This is a genomic window from Streptomyces sp. NPDC088147 (genome assembly GCF_044741565.1).
Lineage (GTDB): Bacteria > Actinomycetota > Actinomycetes > Streptomycetales > Streptomycetaceae > Streptomyces.
The window spans coordinates 126,861-142,427 of record NZ_JBIUSY010000007.1; the positions used below are offsets into that span (position 1 = coordinate 126,861).

Consider the following 15,567-nt stretch of genomic DNA (forward strand, 5'->3'; position numbering starts at 1 on the left):
ACCCCCGGCCCGGACGGACGGAATCCCACGCGTGACGGAGCATCCCCCCTCCCACGAAGGCCGGCAGCCACTGGTTGCCCGGTCGCAGGAACGCACCAGGCCGCGGCAGGAGGCCGGCGCCTCCGCCGTGCCGCAGCCCGTGGTGCCGGCGCCGGCGCCGGACCCCGTCGCGACGGCGCGGCGCGAGGGCGACCGGCTGCGCTTCGTGGGGGCCGCGACCCGGCGTATCGCGCGCGGCATAGACCTGGACGAGATCGTGCTCGGGCTGTGCCGGGCGACCGTACCGACGTTCTCCGACGCCATACTGGTCTATCTGCGCGATCCGCTGCCCGTCGGTGACGAGCGCCCGGTGTCGCCGTTCGTGCTGCGGCTGCGGCGTACGGACCGGCTGCGGCTGACGGACGACGACACGGAGGGCACCGGCGGTATCCCGGTCCAGATCAGCGAAGGTCTGCGGCTGCCGATCCTCGACCCGCAGTCCGATGTGATGCCGGCCGCCGAGCTGTGCGAGGTGCGTTCCGGCGGCGCGCTCTCCGAGGTGCTGCGGGGCGTACGTCCGGTCTTCGGCGACTCGGCCGCGGCCCGCGCCGCGCTGCCCGAGCTGCTCGGCGCCGACCGCACCGTACCGTCGGGACACCGCGCGATCCTCGCGCCGCTGCGCGGCCGGCGGCGGGTCATCGGCGCCGCGGTCTTCCTGCGCAGACCGGACCGCGCCGCCTTCGAGCCGAACGATCTGCTCGTCGCGGCGCAGCTGGCGACCCATACGGCGCTGGGCATCGACAAGGCGGTGCTGTACGGCCGCGAGGCGTATATCGCCGATGAGCTCCAGCGCACGATGCTGCCGGAGAACCTGCCCCAGCCGACCGGCGTACGGCTGGCCTCCCGCTATCTCCCGGCGGCCGAGACCGCGCGGGTCGGCGGCGACTGGTACGACGCGATCCCGCTGCCCGGCAGCAGGGTCGCGCTGGTCGTCGGTGATGTCATGGGCCACTCCATGACCTCCGCGGCGATCATGGGCCAGCTGCGGACGACCGCGCAGACCCTGGCCGGGCTCGATCTGCCGCCGCAGGAGGTGCTGCACCATCTGGACGAGCAGGCCCAGCGGCTCGGCACGGACCGGATGGCGACCTGCCTCTACGCGGTGTACGACCCGGTCTCGCACCGGATCACCATCGCCAACGCCGGTCACCCGCCGCCCATACTGCTGCACCTGGGCGGCCGGGCGGAGGTGCTGCGGGTACCGCCCGGGGCGCCGATCGGGGTCGGCGGGGTGGATTTCGAGGCCGTCGAGCTGGACGCGCCCGCGGGAGCGACCCTGCTCCTCTACACCGACGGGCTCGTCGAGTCCCGGCTGCGGGACGTGTGGACGGGGATCGAGCAGCTGCGGGAGCGGCTCGCGGCCACCGCGCAGCTGACAGGGCCCGACCATTCGCCGCCGCTGGAGGCGCTCTGCGACGACGTCCTCGATGTCCTGGGCCCCGGCGACCGGGACGATGACATCGCGCTGCTCGCCGCCCGTTTCGACGGGATCGCGCCCAGTGACGTCGCGTACTGGTTCCTGGAGCCGGAGGACGCTGCTCCGGGCCGGGCCCGGCGGCTGGCCCGGCGGGCGCTGGCCCGCTGGGACCTGGAGGAGCTGAGCGACTCGGTCGAGCTGCTGATCAGCGAGGTCGTGACCAACGCCGTCCGGTACGCGGAGCGCCCCGTGACGCTGCGGCTGCTCCGTACGGACGTACTGCGCTGTGAGGTCGGGGACGATTCGCCGCAGCTGCCCCGGCAGCGGCGGGCCCGCGACACCGACGAGGGCGGCCGTGGGTTGTTCCTGGTCAACCGGCTGGCACGGCGCTGGGGTGCGACCCGGCTCTCCACCGGCAAGGTGGTCTGGTTCGAGATCCCGACGAGGGCCTAGGAAGACCTGGGGACATAGTGGACAAAATGCACTAAGGGCACATGTTGCCAATGAGGTGTCGTAGAGGTTAGCTGGGGCAGGCGGCCGTAGTGACCGCTGTCCCAGCCCGGGACAGGGCCTGGGATCACTCCCGGTTCCTGGTCCCCGTTCTCCCGGGCTCAATCGACGGGAGGCCCGCTCGTGACCGCGTCATCCCCCAAGACTCCCTACACGACGAACAACGCCGGCATTCCGGTGGAGAGCGACGAGCACTCGCTCTCCATCAGCCCCGACGGCCCGATCCTGATGCAGGACCACTACCTCATCGAGAAAATGGCCCAGTTCAACCGGGAACGGGTCCCCGAGCGGGTGGTCCACGCGAAGGGCGCGGGCGCGTACGGATTCTTCGAAGTGACCAATGACGTCAGCCAGTTCACCAAGGCCGATCTCTTCCAGCCGGGCAGGCGCACCGACATGCTGGCCCGGTTCTCGACGGTCGCGGGCGAGCTGGGCTCGCCCGACACCTGGCGCGACCCCCGCGGCTTCGCGCTGAAGTTCTACACCGAACACGGCAACTACGACATGGTCGGCAACAACACGCCGGTCTTCTTCGTACGCGACCCCATGAAGTTCCAGGACTTCATCCGCTCGCAGAAGCGCCACCCGGCCACCGGGCTGCGCAACAACGACATGCAGTGGGACTTCTGGACGCTCTCCCCCGAGTCCGCGCACATGGTCACCTGGCTGATGGGCGACCGGGGCATCCCGAAGTCCTTCCGGCATATGAACGGCTACAGCTCGCACACCTATATGTGGGTGAACGGCGCCGGTGAGCGGTTCTGGGTGAAGTACCACTTCAAGACCGACCAGGGCATCGGCCATCTCACCCAGGCCGACGCGGACGCGATGGCGGGCTCGGACGGTGACCACCACCGCCGTGATCTGTACGAGTCGATCGAGTCCGGGAACGCGCCGACCTGGAGCCTGAAGGTCCAGATCATGCCGTTCGAGGACGCGGCCGACTACCGCTTCAACCCGTTCGATCTGACCAAGGTGTGGCCGCACGGCGACTACCCCCTGATCGATGTCGGCCGGATGACGCTCAACAAGAATCCGGACAACTTCTTCATCCATATCGAGCAGGCCGCCTTCGAGCCCTCGAATCTGGTGCCGGGCATCGGCCCGTCCCCGGACAAGATGCTGCTCGGCCGGCTCTTCTCGTACCCGGACACGCACCGCTACCGGATCGGCCCGAACTACGCCCAGCTGCCGCCCAACAGGGCGCGCTCGCAGGTGAATTCGTACGCCAAGGACGGTCCGATGCGGTACGAGGCGGCGAACGCGGCGCGGCCGTACGCGCCGAACTCGTACGGCGGCCCCGCGGCCGACGTGGACCGGTTCGGCGACCCGGCGGGCTGGGCAGCGGCCGGTGAGATGGTGCGCGAGGCGTACAAGCTGCACCGCGAGGACGACGACTGGGGCCAGGCGGGCACGCAGGTCCGTCAGGTGCTGGACGACGCGGCGCGCGACCGGCTGGTGTCGAATGTCTCCGGACATCTGGCGCAGGGGGTGTCCCGTCCCGTTCTGGACCGGGCGCTCCAGTACTGGCGCAATATCGACAAGGTGATCGGCGACCGAATCGCCAAGAAGGCGAACGGCGGCTGACGCGGGGACGCGGTCGCGGGACGCACGCTGATCAGTGCGTCCCGCGACCGCGTCCGCAGGGAGACCGCGCGCTACGGACCCGGGTCACGGGCGGAGCCGATTTACGAGCCGGCCCGGGTTACGGCCGAGACCGCGTCACGGGCGGGCCCGGATCACTGGCGGCCCGGCACCGGACCGTCGGCGGGGCTGTCCGCGCCCGGCGGGGCATCGCTCGACTCATCGCCGCCCGGACTGCTCTCCCCACCACCGGGCTCGGTGCTCGGTGAGCTGTCCCCGGCCGACTCGGAGGGGGGTGGCGGGCTGGACACCGACTCGGACGGGCCGGGCTCCGGTGACTCCGACTGCGAGAGCGTCGGGGACGGGCTCTGTTCCGGGCTGCTCGGGGCCACCGGTGCCGACGGCGTCTCCCGCACGGGCGCGGCGATGTCCAGGTCGAACCTCGCGTCGGAGCCGCCGTTCAGCGCGCTCAGGGTGTAGTCCGCCCAGATCCTGGCGGGGAAGCCGCCGCCGTTGGCCCGGCCGGAGTTGGCGGTGCCGGTCAGGCTGACCTGCCCGCCGCCCTCCTTGGGGGACTCGCCGAACAGCGCGACGACCGTGGTGAGCTGCGGGGTGTAGCCGGAGAACCAGGCGGACCAGTTGTTCTCCGAGGTACCGGTCTTGCCCGCCGCGTCATAGGCGGAGCTGTTGGCCTCGAAGCCCGACCCGTTGTCGACGACACCCTGGAGGACATGGGTGACGGTGTCGGCCGTCTCCCGGCTGATCACCTGCTTCCCGACCGGGTCGGGGATCTCGACCGTACGGTCCTTGTGCTCGGCGGCCTTCACGATCGTCGGCGTGATCTTCCTGCCGTGGTTGTCGAGCGTCGCGTACACACCCGCCATGTCCCAGGTGGAGGCGTTCATCGTGCCGAGGGTGATCGCGGGCCGTTCGGGGAAGCCCTTGTCCCGCATCCCGAGGTCCAGGGCGGTCTTCTTGACCTCGGGCGGGCCGACGTCCACGACCATCTGCGCGAAGACGGAGTTGATGGACTTGTTCATCGCGGTCTGGACGCTGACCCGGCCGTAGTCGCGGTCGTCCTCGTTCTGCGGGGCGTACGGGGTGTCGCTGCCCTCGACCGGCCGCTCGCTGGTGCCGTCGTACCGCGTGTTGACGCCGATCTTCCGGCCGTCCTGGGTCTCGGCGCCGTTCTCCAGCGCGGAGGCGAGCACCACCGGCTTGAAGGTCGAGGCGGGCTGGTAGTCGGTGCGGGTGGCGTTGGATATCCAGTGCTCGGTGGCGCCCGTACCGCCGTAGAGAGCGACCACCCGGCCGGTCTTCGGGTCGACGGAGGTGGCGCCGGCCTGCACCGTCGCGTCCGTCGTGTTGTCCTTGCGGTCGAGCTTGCTCTCCAGCTGCTTGTCGACCGACTGGGCAAGCTCCTTCTGCCGCTTCTTGTCGATATTGAGGGTGATCGTCCAGCCGCCCTTGGCGATCTCCGCCTTGTCGACGCCCTGGCGGGCCAGTTCGTCGTTGGCGGCCTCGACGAGATAGCCGGCCTGGCCCTCCATCCCCGGGGCGGCCTTCGGCGTCCGGGGCACCGGGAACGTCAGCCCCGAGCGGGTGGCGGAATCCAGCCACTTCTGCTCGACCATGTTGTCGAGGACATAGTTCCAGCGCTCGGTGACCAGCTTCCGGCCGGTGGCGGTGGCCGCCGTCCAGTCGTACTGGCTGGGGGCCTGGAGCAGTGCGGCGAGATACGCGCCCTGGGCGACGTTCAGCGCGGAGGCGTCGATGCCGTAGTACGCCTGGGCCGCGGCCTGGATGCCGTACGCGCCGCGGCCGTAGTAGCTGGTGTTGATGTACCCGGCGAGTATGTCGCTCTTGCTCGTGTTCCGGTCCACCTTCAGGGAGATCACCAGCTCCTTGAGCTTGCGGGTGACCGTCTGGTCCTGGTTCAGGTAGTAGTTCTTGACGTACTGCTGGGTGATGGTCGAGCCGCCCTGCTTGCCCTTGCCCGAGAGGGTGTTGATCAGGCCGCGGGTCGTGCCTTTGATGTCGACGCCGGAGTCCTGGTAGAAGGACTTGTTCTCGGCGGCGACGAAGGTGCGCTGGACGTCCTTGGGGATCTTCTCCAGGCCGACGATCTCGCGGTTGATCTCGCCGGTGCGGGTGAGGATCGTGCCGTCGCTGTACTTGTAGACGTTGCTCTGCATCTCGGCCTGCGCGTTGGCGCTCGGCACGGGGACCAGCACGTAGAGCACGATCAGCCCGCCCATGGCGAGCAGACAGAGCCCGAAGAACGCACCCAGCAGTCTTCTCAGCGTGAAGAAGCCGCGTATGCCGCCCGGCCCGGCGGCGCGGCGCGCTCCGTGCCGGCTCGCCCTTCTGACTTCCGCTCGGCCCATCGCCGTCCACGCCCCGCTCTCTCGTCCGCTCCGCCAGGACTCCCCGTAGCTGCTCACCCACCGGAATCAGCTCAGAAAGCTAACACCGCTCGCTGTGACAAAGGGCGACCGATCAGGTCTTTTGGGACGTGACAATCAGCACCTATCCCACCTGAATCGACTCCTGGGAGCGCCGGAGGGTTGCGTTGGGGCATAATGTGTAATCACAATGCTAGCTACCGCCCATCGGCGGCAGTGAACCGACAACGGGGACAGAACATGGCTTCCACCAGCACACCTACGGCCACGACCACCTCGGACGACATACCGGAGATGCCCGCACCACAGGTCCGGGAGACTCCCGCCCACAGCATCGGCGGCGGGCTCGCCCTGCTGCTCGGACTGCTCGGTCTCGTCGCCGGCGTCGCCCTTTCCGTCCTCGGGGGCATGGCCGGCTCGGCCGGGCTGAAGGCGGCGCTGATCACGGTCGGCGTACTCGTCGGGATCGCCGCGTTCTTCGCGATGTGCGGACTGAACATGGTGGCGCCGGGCGAGGCCCGGGTCGTCCAGCTCTTCGGCCGTTACCGCGGCACGATCCGTACGGACGGACTGCGCTGGGTGAACCCGCTCACCTCCCGCACCAAGATCTCGACGCGGGTACGGAACCACGAGACGGCCGTCCTCAAGGTGAACGACGCCTACGGCAACCCCATCGAGCTGGCCGCGGTCGTCGTCTGGAAGGTCGAGGACACCGCGCAGGCGATGTTCGAGGTCGACGACTTCCTGGAGTTCGTCTCCACGCAGACCGAGGCGGCCGTACGGCACATCGCCATCGAGTACCCGTACGACGCCCACGAGGAGGCCGGTCTCTCGCTGCGCGGCAACGCCGAGGAGATCACCGAGAAGCTCGCCGTCGAACTGCACGCGCGGGTGGAGGCGGCCGGCGTCCACATCATCGAGTCCCGCTTCACGCATCTCGCCTACGCGCCCGAGATCGCCTCGGCGATGCTCCAGCGCCAGCAGGCGGGCGCCGTCGTCGCGGCCCGCCGGCTGATCGTGGACGGCGCGGTCGGCATGGTCGAGGCGGCGCTCACCCGCCTCACCGAGCAGGACATCGTGGAGCTGGACTCCGAGCGCAAGGCCGCGATGGTGAGCAATCTGCTGGTCGTGCTCTGCGGGGACCGGGCCGCCCAGCCGGTCGTGAACACGGGCACGCTCTACCAGTGACCGAACGCAAGCAGGTTCTCCTGCGACTGGACCCGGCGGTGTACGACGCCCTCGCACGGTGGGCGTCCGACGAACTTCGCAGCGCGAACGCGCAGATCGAGTTCCTGCTCCGCCGGGCCCTGGGCGAGGCGGGCAGGCTGCCCACCGACGCGGCGCCCATCCCGCGCCGGGGCCGGCCTCGGAAGACGGCGGAGCCGGGGCCGCCCGATAGGGAGTCGGAGGACGGGACACCGGACGGACCGTCGACCGGGCGGACCGTTTAAGCGACACGCCCTGGTCAAGGCGTCGATCTTCAGCGCCCACGTGGGCCCGCTGTCACCGAACCGGGCACACGTACTCCCTGCGTTCACGGTGCGGACTGCAAGCGATCAGGTTGACGGACAGGAATCGGCCGCCGGTCGCCCACCAACCGCCGACGATATCCGCGCGGGCCGCCAGGCGCCGGGCGATCTCGTCGGAGGCAGCAAGGGGGGCGTAGCTGCCGGTGAACGTCTCGGCGTGTCGTGCCAGTTGTTCCATGTACCAGTCCGCCGCCTTTTGGGGTTCAGTGAACGTCGCCTCGATCCTGGACACGCTCTTGAGTAGCCAGTCCGCGCTTTCCAGCGGCATTACCTGCGCCGACGCGAACTCGGGATGTCCAGGGCGCCGATGCGCGTCACCCGGCTTGACCAGTACGTCGCCGTGACCGAGCCATACGTACGCGTGGTGGTGCGGCATCACTTTTCTCCTCCGCCAGGAGTGGGCGGCCCCGCCCGGAGAAGGGGCCGCCGCGTTGAGGATGTGCTGTTACCTGCGACCGCAGCCGTCGCCATCGCCACAGCCGCCGGAAGGATTGCCGCCCTGTCCGTCGTCGCCGCCGCCGCTTCCGCTGCTGCCGCCGTTTTCCTCTCCGCCGTACTTGACCAGGTCAATGAGGTGTCGCATGGTGACCTCCTGTGCCGTGTCGGCATCCGGTCCGTCCGGACGCCCGATTGGTGCAGTGCTGGGCCGTGGTGGCCCGAACCCGTTCCGGCCGGCCTTTCCTTCGCCGGGAGTCCGGCCGGAAACGGGGGTCCATGGGGCGAACTGATCGCTGGCGATCGTCAGAACGAACACGAGAAGCGCGGACAGCGCGATGACGAGAACGGTCAGCGGAGGCCGGTGACGTCTCGTCACTAGCGGGTTCGTACGCCGGTGGCGCCCACGAGCGCTCTTCCAGCTACGGCGGACCGCCGCATGTACGTATCGATGGCGTCCCGGCTCGCGCCCAGCGGCATGGCATCGAGTCCGAGGGTGATGTATGTCATTCCGCCTCGGGTCAGGTGGGCGCGCCAACGATGGCCGGGGTCCGGGAGACGCAGAAGGCAGTCGGGGTGTCCGTAGTCGAGAGCGATGATCGGGCCCCGGATCAGCAGGCGTTCACCGACGTACGGCACACTCTCGACGACGCGACGCAGACCCATCCCGGCGGCAATGCTCCGCAATCCGGCCTCGACACTCTCCGCCGACTCACCCCGACGACGCGGCGGTGGATGTCCGAGCAGCAACCACGCCACCGGGTGCGCCGGTGTGACGTCGAGCCATGTCGAGACGAGACAGCCCGCGACGAACCCTGGGCCCGGGACAGTGGATTGGCCGGTCGGCGGCTCCGTCACCGTGCCACCACTGCCCACACGGTCTTGCCGAACGGCTGGTCGACCACACCCCAGCACTCCGCCAGCGCCTCAACGATGAACAGCCCACGCCCCCGGTCGCGTTCATGTGAAACGGGCTTGAGTGACGGCCGCCGCCGTACGGGGTCCCGCACCTCGATACGGACACGAGCGGCCGTGCCGTTCAGGCCGACGAGCAACGAGTCGCCGGGCTCAGTCCCGTACCGAACGGCGTTGGTGACCAACTCCGAGACCACAAGTTCGACATCGGCCGTGCGGTCGGGTGCCAAATCCGGCAGGTGGTACGCGATGAACTCGCGTACGTAGGCACGAGCGGCCCGGACGGACTCCGGAGCACCGCCGAGCATGAGCTGGGGCGGAGGCCCCGCCGGTGGCCGACAACCGGTTTTTTCGTACTGCTTCGGGAGCATGGTCACCATGCGATTCCCCTCATAGTCCTGTACTGACCAGCACTCGACACACCCGCACTTCGGTTACTTTCCGTGGCGCAATGGGCACACGAGGTGGTGGGTGTCGATCGTCGCAACGCGGCTAACGCAGATCTACCGACAGATCAACGTCATTCCCGCGCGAGCAGAGCGAGGAAGGGGACAAACCCTGGACAGAGTGACGACAGAGTTCCGACAGATTCGTCAGGAACCCAATGAACAGGCCTAGTTGCAGGCATCGCGGGCGTAACGTCGCCCTATCACGCTGGACAGCACAGGGGGATTCCATGGCCACGCTCCTCCGGTCCCTGATCGACGAAAGGGGATGGAAGGACTACCGAACCTTCATCGATCAGTACCACCAGGCAGCACAAAGCTTGGCGGCAAAGGTTCGGGACTCCTCTCTCACCACGCACACGGTCTCGGACAGAACGTATGAGCGCTGGTACTCGGGAAGAGTGACGCCTCAGAACGATGCCCGGAGAATTCTCGCGCACCTTTTCATGAGGCCGATCCATGAACTCCTCTCCGAAGCCCCAGCCGAGGAACGTCTGCCCATGGGGAACAGGTCTTCTGGGCAGTTCAGCTTGTCGGACATCGACGTCGGCGCCGCTTCCGGCGCGGAACAGCAGAAGATGGGACGGGACGCAGCTATGGCCGCACGACGCGCCATTGAATTCGCCATGGGAGCGGAACGGAACCAGGTGGGACCGGAGACCCTGAGCCATCTTCAGGATGAGGTAGGCCGTATCGCCAAGATCCATCTACGCGTTCCCGTGGGTACGATCCTGGACGACCTGACCTATGTCCAGGATGCTACGTTCCGACTGTTGGAGAGCGGTCGTGCCAAGCCGTCCCAGACACGGGATCTGTATCTCCTCGCCGCTTTCCAGTCCGGGATGCTGGCCAAGGCCAGCCACGATCTCGGGGACCCGCAATCGGCCATGATGCAGGCCCGCACCGCGTCGGTATGTGCCGAGCAAGCCGAGCACCAGGCCATGAGGGCTTGGGTTCGCGGGCTCCAGTCCGCCATTTCTTACTGGGCGAACCGACCAGAGGATGCCGTGCGCTATGCGCGCCAAGGCATCGAGACCAGCCATGGCCTCGGCGGCACCGTCATCGTGTGGTTGGCTTCTCAGGAAGCACGTGCCGCCGCGCTGCTGGGGGATGCTGAAACTGTTCGCGCGGCAAATCATCGCGCCGACGAGCTACGTCAGCACACCCGGCCGGACGACCTGGACTCAATCGGTGGAAATTTCCATTTCCCGGAGGTCAGACAGACGTTTTTCGGCATCGAGGCGAGCGTCCTGCTGGGCGAAAGCGACACAAGCCTGGTCAGGCGTGCAGAAAGTGCGGTGCAAGAGTTGAGCGACACCAACAACCCGCACTGGGCGTTCGCCGCCAAAGCTGGCTGCCAGTCCAACCTGGCCCTGGCCCGCCTCTACACGGGAGACTTGGAAGGCGCAGCCGAAGCCGTCCGTCCCGTACTCGATCTCCCACCCAATCATCGCAACGCCGGCATCATCGGTTCCGTACAACGTGTTTGGTCTTCCCTCCACGGCAGCCCGTCTCGCACCGCGGCAACCGCACGGGACTTGTGCGAGGAAATTTCAGTCTTCAGCCGACACCGTCCACTACCGCTGCCACGCTGACAGATTGAGGCCCAAGCATGTACCCGATTGCGCGTCACGACGTTCGTCTAGCCATCCGTGAACTCGCCACCGACGATGTTGATGCCGTACTTGCTATCTACGGCAGTCCCGAAGTCACCGAGCACCTGAGCTTCGCCCCACGCTCACGCCCCGAAGTCGAAGGCATCGTCGCTCGCTCCATGGCATCGGCGACCGTCTCTCCACGGAACGAGTACGCCCTCTCTCTCGTGGAGAGAGATAGTGGCGAACTGGCCGGATTCGTTCGTCTCGCCCTCGACCCCCATCAGCAACGCTCAGCCACGATCGGCGGCGCGCTTCGCACCGACGCCTGGGGACGTGGCTACGGCAGAGAGGCCGTGCGACTGCTGCTCGCTCTGGCATTCATAGACCTGGACCTTCATCGCGTCTGGGCGGCTCGCGCTCCGATGAACACCGCGTCCGCGAAGACACTCCTGGCCTCAGGGATGACCGAGGAGGGGGTAATCCGCGGACACGTCCATGTACATGGCGCCTGGCGGGACTCCATCATTTACGGAATCCTTCGCGAAGAGTGGTCGGCAGGCGAAGAGCCGTAGTCGCAAACACGGTGCGAGTTCGACAACAGGGGCACGCTTCCTATCTGTAGGAATGACCCCTTTGACGCATGGGCATCACCGGGCACCACAGCCTTCTCTCCTCCGTCGAGCGTCAGCTGAAGGCGATGCTCAGCGAGCACATAGCCCGCTTGGTTCGCGGAATCGGAAACCGTTAGGCATCAGCCGCATCGCCGACGAGCCGGACACCTGGTGGGCACAGGCCATACTCGCGGTCAGCGGACGCGTCGAAGTCGTCGTTCCCGCAGCTGGCAGGCGCACTGCAACGACTCCTGATCTACCCCGCACACGGATTCGTGATCCGAAACCCCGTCCCCATCGACGTCACCGCAGCTCACGAACGGCTTTGCCGCCAACGCTTCACGAGTCGCATCGTGAGGGAGTTGTCCAACGGATGCGGGGCCTTAGCCCCCGTCGCACGGACGCAGGATTGGGCGCGTCCGCACACCTATACACCGCATGTATAGTAAGGGGATGTCAATCGGGCACACTCTTCTCGGACTCCTGGAGTCGGGGCCGCGCCACGGATACGACCTCAAGCGGTCCTTCGACGATCAATTCGGCCGCGACCGCCCCCTGCACTACGGACAGGTCTACTCGACCATGTCCCGGCTGCTGAAGAACGGGCTCGTCGTGGTCGACGGCGTCGAGGCCGGCGGCGGACCCGAGCGCAAGAGATACGCGATCACCGACGCCGGTGTCACCGATGTCGGGAAGTGGCTCGCGCAGCCGGAGAGCCCGGAGCCGTACCTCCAGTCGACCCTCTACACCAAGGTCGTCATCGCGCTGCTCACCGGCCGCAGCGCCGCCGATCTGCTCGACGCCCAGCGCGCCGAGCATCTGCGGATGATGCGGGACCTGACCGCGCGCAAGCGCCAGGGCGATCTCGCCGACCAGCTGATCTGCGATCACGCGCTGTTCCACCTGGAAGCCGATCTGCGCTGGCTGGAACTGACCGCGGCCCGGCTGGACCGGCTCGCCACGGCGATACGCCGATGACGCCCGCCGGCTCCCTGCTCATCGCCGACGATCTGCGCAAGTCGTACGGACCGACACCCGCCCTCGACGGCGTGACGTTCTCGATCCACCCGGGCGAAGTCGTCGCCGTCATGGGCCCGTCGGGCTCGGGCAAGTCCACGCTGCTGCACTGCCTCGCCGGGATCGTGCCCCCCGATTCGGGCACGATCACCTATCGGGACCGGGTGCTGACCGATATGCCGGAGGCCGAGCGCAGCGCCCTGCGCCGAAGCGAATTCGGCTTCGTCTTCCAGTTCGGCCAGCTCGTACCGGAACTGACCTGCCTGGAGAACGTGGCGCTGCCCCTGCGGCTCACCGGCGTCCGACGCAAGGACGCCGAACGCGCCGCGCGCGAGTGGCTGGAGCGGCTGGAGGTCGCCGGCATCGGGTCCCAGCGCCCCGGCGAGGTCTCCGGTGGACAGGGCCAGCGCGTCGCGGTCGCCCGTTCCCTGGTCACCTCGCCGCGCGTGATCTTCGCCGACGAGCCGACCGGCGCGCTCGACTCCTTCAACGGCGAGCGGGTGATGGAGCTGCTGACCGAGACGGCCAGGGCCACCAGCGCCGCCGTCGTCCTGGTCACCCACGAGGCGCGGGTCGCCGCCTACTCGGACCGTGAGGTGATCGTGCGGGACGGCAGGGTCCGCGAGGCGGAGTTCACCGTATGACGCTCCTCGACCGGACCAGGCCCCCCGCCTACGCTCCCCCGGTCCCCAAGCGGGCGCCCGGCCGGCTCCGCACCTGGGCCCGTGACCTCGGGCTCGGGGTACGGTTCGCCGCCGCGGGCGGACGCGAGGGCTGGATCCGTACGCTGCTGACCGCCGTGGGGGTCGGGCTCGGTGTCACGCTGCTCTTCTTCGCCGCGTCCGTACCGGGGGTGATCGACGCGCGCGCCGAACGGGATGCCGCCCGCACCGTCGCGGAGACGGCGGGCGCTCCGGCGCAGCGGTCGGACACGACGCTGGTGTGGATCAACGTCGAGACCGATTACCGCGGCGCCACCGTCGGCGGTCAGCTGCTGCGCCCGGACGGCGCCCGCCCGCCGCTGCCGCCCGGTGTCGCGAAGGTGCCGGGGCCCCGGGAGATGGTGGTCTCCCCCGCCCTGCGGACGCTGCTGGACTCGCCCGACGGCGCGCTCCTCGCGGAGCGGCTCGGCCATCGCGTCGTCGGCACCATCGCCGACGCCGGTCTGCTCGATCCGGAGGAACTCCGCTTCTACGCGGGCAGCGACACTCTCACGAAGGCCCAGGGCGGCCACCGGACAGCCGGTTACGGCACCACCGGCCGGCCGGATCCGATGGACCCGTACCTGGTCGTGCTGATCGTCCTGATCTCCGTGGTGCTGCTGATGCCGGTGGGCATCTTCATCGCCACCGCCGTCCGCTTCGGCGGTGAGCGCAGGGACCGCAGACTCGCCGCGCTGCGGCTGGTGGGCGCCGATGTCGCGATGACCCGCCGTATCGCGGCCGGGGAGGCGCTGTTCGGCGCGGCGCTCGGTCTGCTCGCCGGATTCGCGTTCTTCCTGGCGCTGCGACCGCTGGCGGGCGGGGTGCGGCTGTGGAATCTCACCGCCTTCCCCGCCGACCTGGTCCCCGCGCCGAGGCTCGCCGCGCTGATCGTGGCGGCCGTGCCGGTGGTGGCGGTCGGGGTGACGCTGGTCGCGCTGCGCTCGGTCACCATCGAACCGCTGGGTGTCGTACGCGAGGCCCGCCCCCGGCGCCGGCAGCTGTGGTGGCGGCTGCTGATGCCTGTCACCGGTGTCACCATCCTGAGCACGGTCGGAACGGTCGGCGAGGCGACCGCCGTCGATCCGTACCCCATCGCGGCCGGCGCGGTGCTGGTGCTGACCGGTCTGACCACCCTGCTGCCCTGGCTCGTCGAGGCGGTGGTGGCGGGACTGACCGGCGGACCGGTGCCGTGGCAGCTCGCCGCCCGCAGGCTCCAGCTGAACAGCGGTCCGGCGTCCCGGGCGGTCATCGGGATCACCGCGGCCGTGGCGGGCGCCATCGCCGTTCAGATGACGTTCGCCGGGATGCACGAGGACTTCGTCAGGCCCACCGGTCAGGATCCGACGCGGGCGAACATCACCATCGAGGCGTTCTACGGCAGTGCGCGGCTGGCCCAGGAGATGACCGACGGGTTCCGCGCCACCAAGGGCGTCACGGCGGTCGTCGCCGTGGCCGAGAGCTATGTCGTCAGGCCGGGGCCCGTGGCCCCGCACGAGATCCAGCCCACCACCATCCTGACCGTCGGCAGCTGCGCCACCCTGCGGGAGCTGGCGAGGCTGCCGTCCTGCGAGGACGGGGACACCTTCGTGTCCCATGTCCCCGGGAAGAAGAAGCAGAACGACTGGGTCGACAAGACGGCCCGGCTGGGCGAGCCGGTCGATCTGGGCAGCCGCACGGTGAACGGCGTCACGCTGCCCGCGCTGTGGACACTGCCCGCGTCGACCCGGACCGTCGAGGCCAGGACGGACCCGGTCGGCCGGGTGAACGACGGCATCCTCGCCACCCCGGGCGCCCTCGACCCGAGCCGTATGCCCGACGCGCGGACCAGCGCCACGATCCGGACCGACGAACGGGTCACGGACGCCGAGGAGTACGTACGCAACACCGCGGCGGCGCTCGATCCGACGATGCGGGTCGACACGTTCAAGGCCGTCGAACGCGACAAGCAGTACGCGAGCGTGCAGACAGGTCTGTTCATCGGCGGCACCGCCACGATGGCGCTGATCGCCGCGAGCATGCTGGTCTCCCAGATCGAGCAACTGCGCGAGCGCAGACGCCTGCTGTCGGTCCTGGTGGCCTTCGGCACGCGCCGCTCGACACTCGCCTGGTCGGTGCTCTGGCAGACCGCGGTCCCGGTCGCGCTCGGCACGCTGCTGGCCATCGCGGGCGGGCTGACCCTCGGTGCCGTCCTGCTGAACATGACCGGCAAACGGGTCGCCGACTGGTGGGTGTTCGCGCCCTTCGCGGGCGTGGGCGTCGCGGTGGTCCTGCTGGTGACGGTGGCCAGTCTGCCGCCCCTGTGGCGGATGATGCGGCCGGACGGCCTCCGGTCGGAGTGACCGTACGGCGGGTGCGGT

At 68.8% G+C, this 15,567-nt stretch carries 14 protein-coding genes; 9 read left to right on the plus strand and 5 right to left on the minus strand.

Going from position 1 to position 15,567, the window contains the following annotated elements; genetic code table 11:
• Nucleotides 1-31 precede the first annotated feature (31 nt).
• Together ACIOGX_RS24130 and ACIOGX_RS24135 are read left to right on the plus strand one after the other, a co-directional pair.
• On the plus strand, nt 32-1,909 hold the full coding sequence (locus ACIOGX_RS24130; RefSeq protein ID WP_356514508.1) for an ATP-binding SpoIIE family protein phosphatase: 1,878 nt from the start codon (nt 32-34) through the stop codon (nt 1,907-1,909).
• Between the two features lie 180 nt (nt 1,910-2,089).
• Complete coding sequence (locus ACIOGX_RS24135) at nt 2,090-3,553, plus strand: catalase (protein ID WP_356514506.1); 1,464 nt, start codon at nt 2,090-2,092, stop codon at nt 3,551-3,553.
• A gap of 152 nt (nt 3,554-3,705) precedes the next feature.
• On the opposite strand, the gene ACIOGX_RS24140 is transcribed toward ACIOGX_RS24135, so the two are convergent.
• A complete protein-coding gene (locus ACIOGX_RS24140; protein WP_401760787.1) occupies nt 3,706-5,937 on the minus strand; it encodes a transglycosylase domain-containing protein in 2,232 nt (743 codons plus the stop codon).
• A 258-nt stretch (nt 5,938-6,195) separates the two neighbouring features.
• Here ACIOGX_RS24140 and ACIOGX_RS24145 point away from each other — a divergent pair, with 258 nt between their 5' ends.
• Both ACIOGX_RS24145 and ACIOGX_RS24150 read left to right on the plus strand, forming a co-directional pair.
• On the plus strand, nt 6,196-7,143 hold the full coding sequence (locus ACIOGX_RS24145) for an SPFH domain-containing protein (protein ID WP_356514502.1): 948 nt from the start codon (nt 6,196-6,198) through the stop codon (nt 7,141-7,143).
• Nucleotides 7,089-7,406, plus strand: coding sequence for a hypothetical protein (locus tag ACIOGX_RS24150; protein ID WP_401916660.1), 318 nt, complete (start codon nt 7,089-7,091; stop codon nt 7,404-7,406). The genes ACIOGX_RS24145 and ACIOGX_RS24150 overlap by 55 nt, the downstream gene beginning before the upstream one ends.
• A gap of 52 nt (nt 7,407-7,458) precedes the next feature.
• On the opposite strand, the gene ACIOGX_RS24155 is transcribed toward ACIOGX_RS24150, so the two are convergent.
• The 4 genes from ACIOGX_RS24155 to ACIOGX_RS24170 form a co-directional block, all read right to left on the minus strand.
• Nucleotides 7,459-7,860, minus strand: coding sequence for a hypothetical protein (locus ACIOGX_RS24155; RefSeq protein WP_401916076.1), 402 nt, complete (start codon nt 7,858-7,860; stop codon nt 7,459-7,461).
• A gap of 69 nt (nt 7,861-7,929) precedes the next feature.
• Entirely contained in the window at nt 7,930-8,067 is a 138-nt protein-coding gene (locus ACIOGX_RS24160; RefSeq protein ID WP_401916078.1) for a hypothetical protein, read from the minus strand.
• Nucleotides 8,068-8,297: 230 nt separating this feature from the next.
• On the minus strand, nt 8,298-8,585 hold the full coding sequence (locus ACIOGX_RS24165) for a hypothetical protein (RefSeq protein WP_401916081.1): 288 nt from the start codon (nt 8,583-8,585) through the stop codon (nt 8,298-8,300).
• 188 nt (nt 8,586-8,773) lie between these two features.
• On the minus strand, nt 8,774-9,214 hold the full coding sequence (locus ACIOGX_RS24170) for an ATP-binding protein (protein ID WP_401916084.1): 441 nt from the start codon (nt 9,212-9,214) through the stop codon (nt 8,774-8,776).
• 296 nt (nt 9,215-9,510) lie between these two features.
• On the opposite strand from ACIOGX_RS24170, the gene ACIOGX_RS24175 reads away from it, so the two are divergent.
• From ACIOGX_RS24175 to ACIOGX_RS24195, 5 genes are all read left to right on the plus strand, one after another.
• Nucleotides 9,511-10,875 (plus strand): hypothetical protein, encoded by a 1,365-nt coding sequence (locus ACIOGX_RS24175; RefSeq protein WP_401916087.1) that lies wholly within the window; start codon nt 9,511-9,513, stop codon nt 10,873-10,875.
• A 17-nt stretch (nt 10,876-10,892) separates the two neighbouring features.
• Nucleotides 10,893-11,450, plus strand: a complete 558-nt coding sequence (locus ACIOGX_RS24180) for a GNAT family N-acetyltransferase (RefSeq protein WP_401916090.1) — start codon at nt 10,893-10,895, stop codon at nt 11,448-11,450.
• Between the two features lie 492 nt (nt 11,451-11,942).
• Nucleotides 11,943-12,467 (plus strand): PadR family transcriptional regulator, encoded by a 525-nt coding sequence (locus ACIOGX_RS24185; protein WP_356514500.1) that lies wholly within the window; start codon nt 11,943-11,945, stop codon nt 12,465-12,467.
• Nucleotides 12,464-13,150, plus strand: coding sequence for an ABC transporter ATP-binding protein (locus ACIOGX_RS24190; protein ID WP_401916093.1), 687 nt, complete (start codon nt 12,464-12,466; stop codon nt 13,148-13,150). The genes ACIOGX_RS24185 and ACIOGX_RS24190 overlap by 4 nt, the downstream gene beginning before the upstream one ends.
• A complete protein-coding gene (locus ACIOGX_RS24195; RefSeq protein WP_401916096.1) occupies nt 13,147-15,549 on the plus strand; it encodes an FtsX-like permease family protein in 2,403 nt (800 codons plus the stop codon). Before ACIOGX_RS24190 ends, ACIOGX_RS24195 begins: the two co-directional genes overlap by 4 nt.
• Nucleotides 15,550-15,567: the final 18 nt, after the last annotated feature.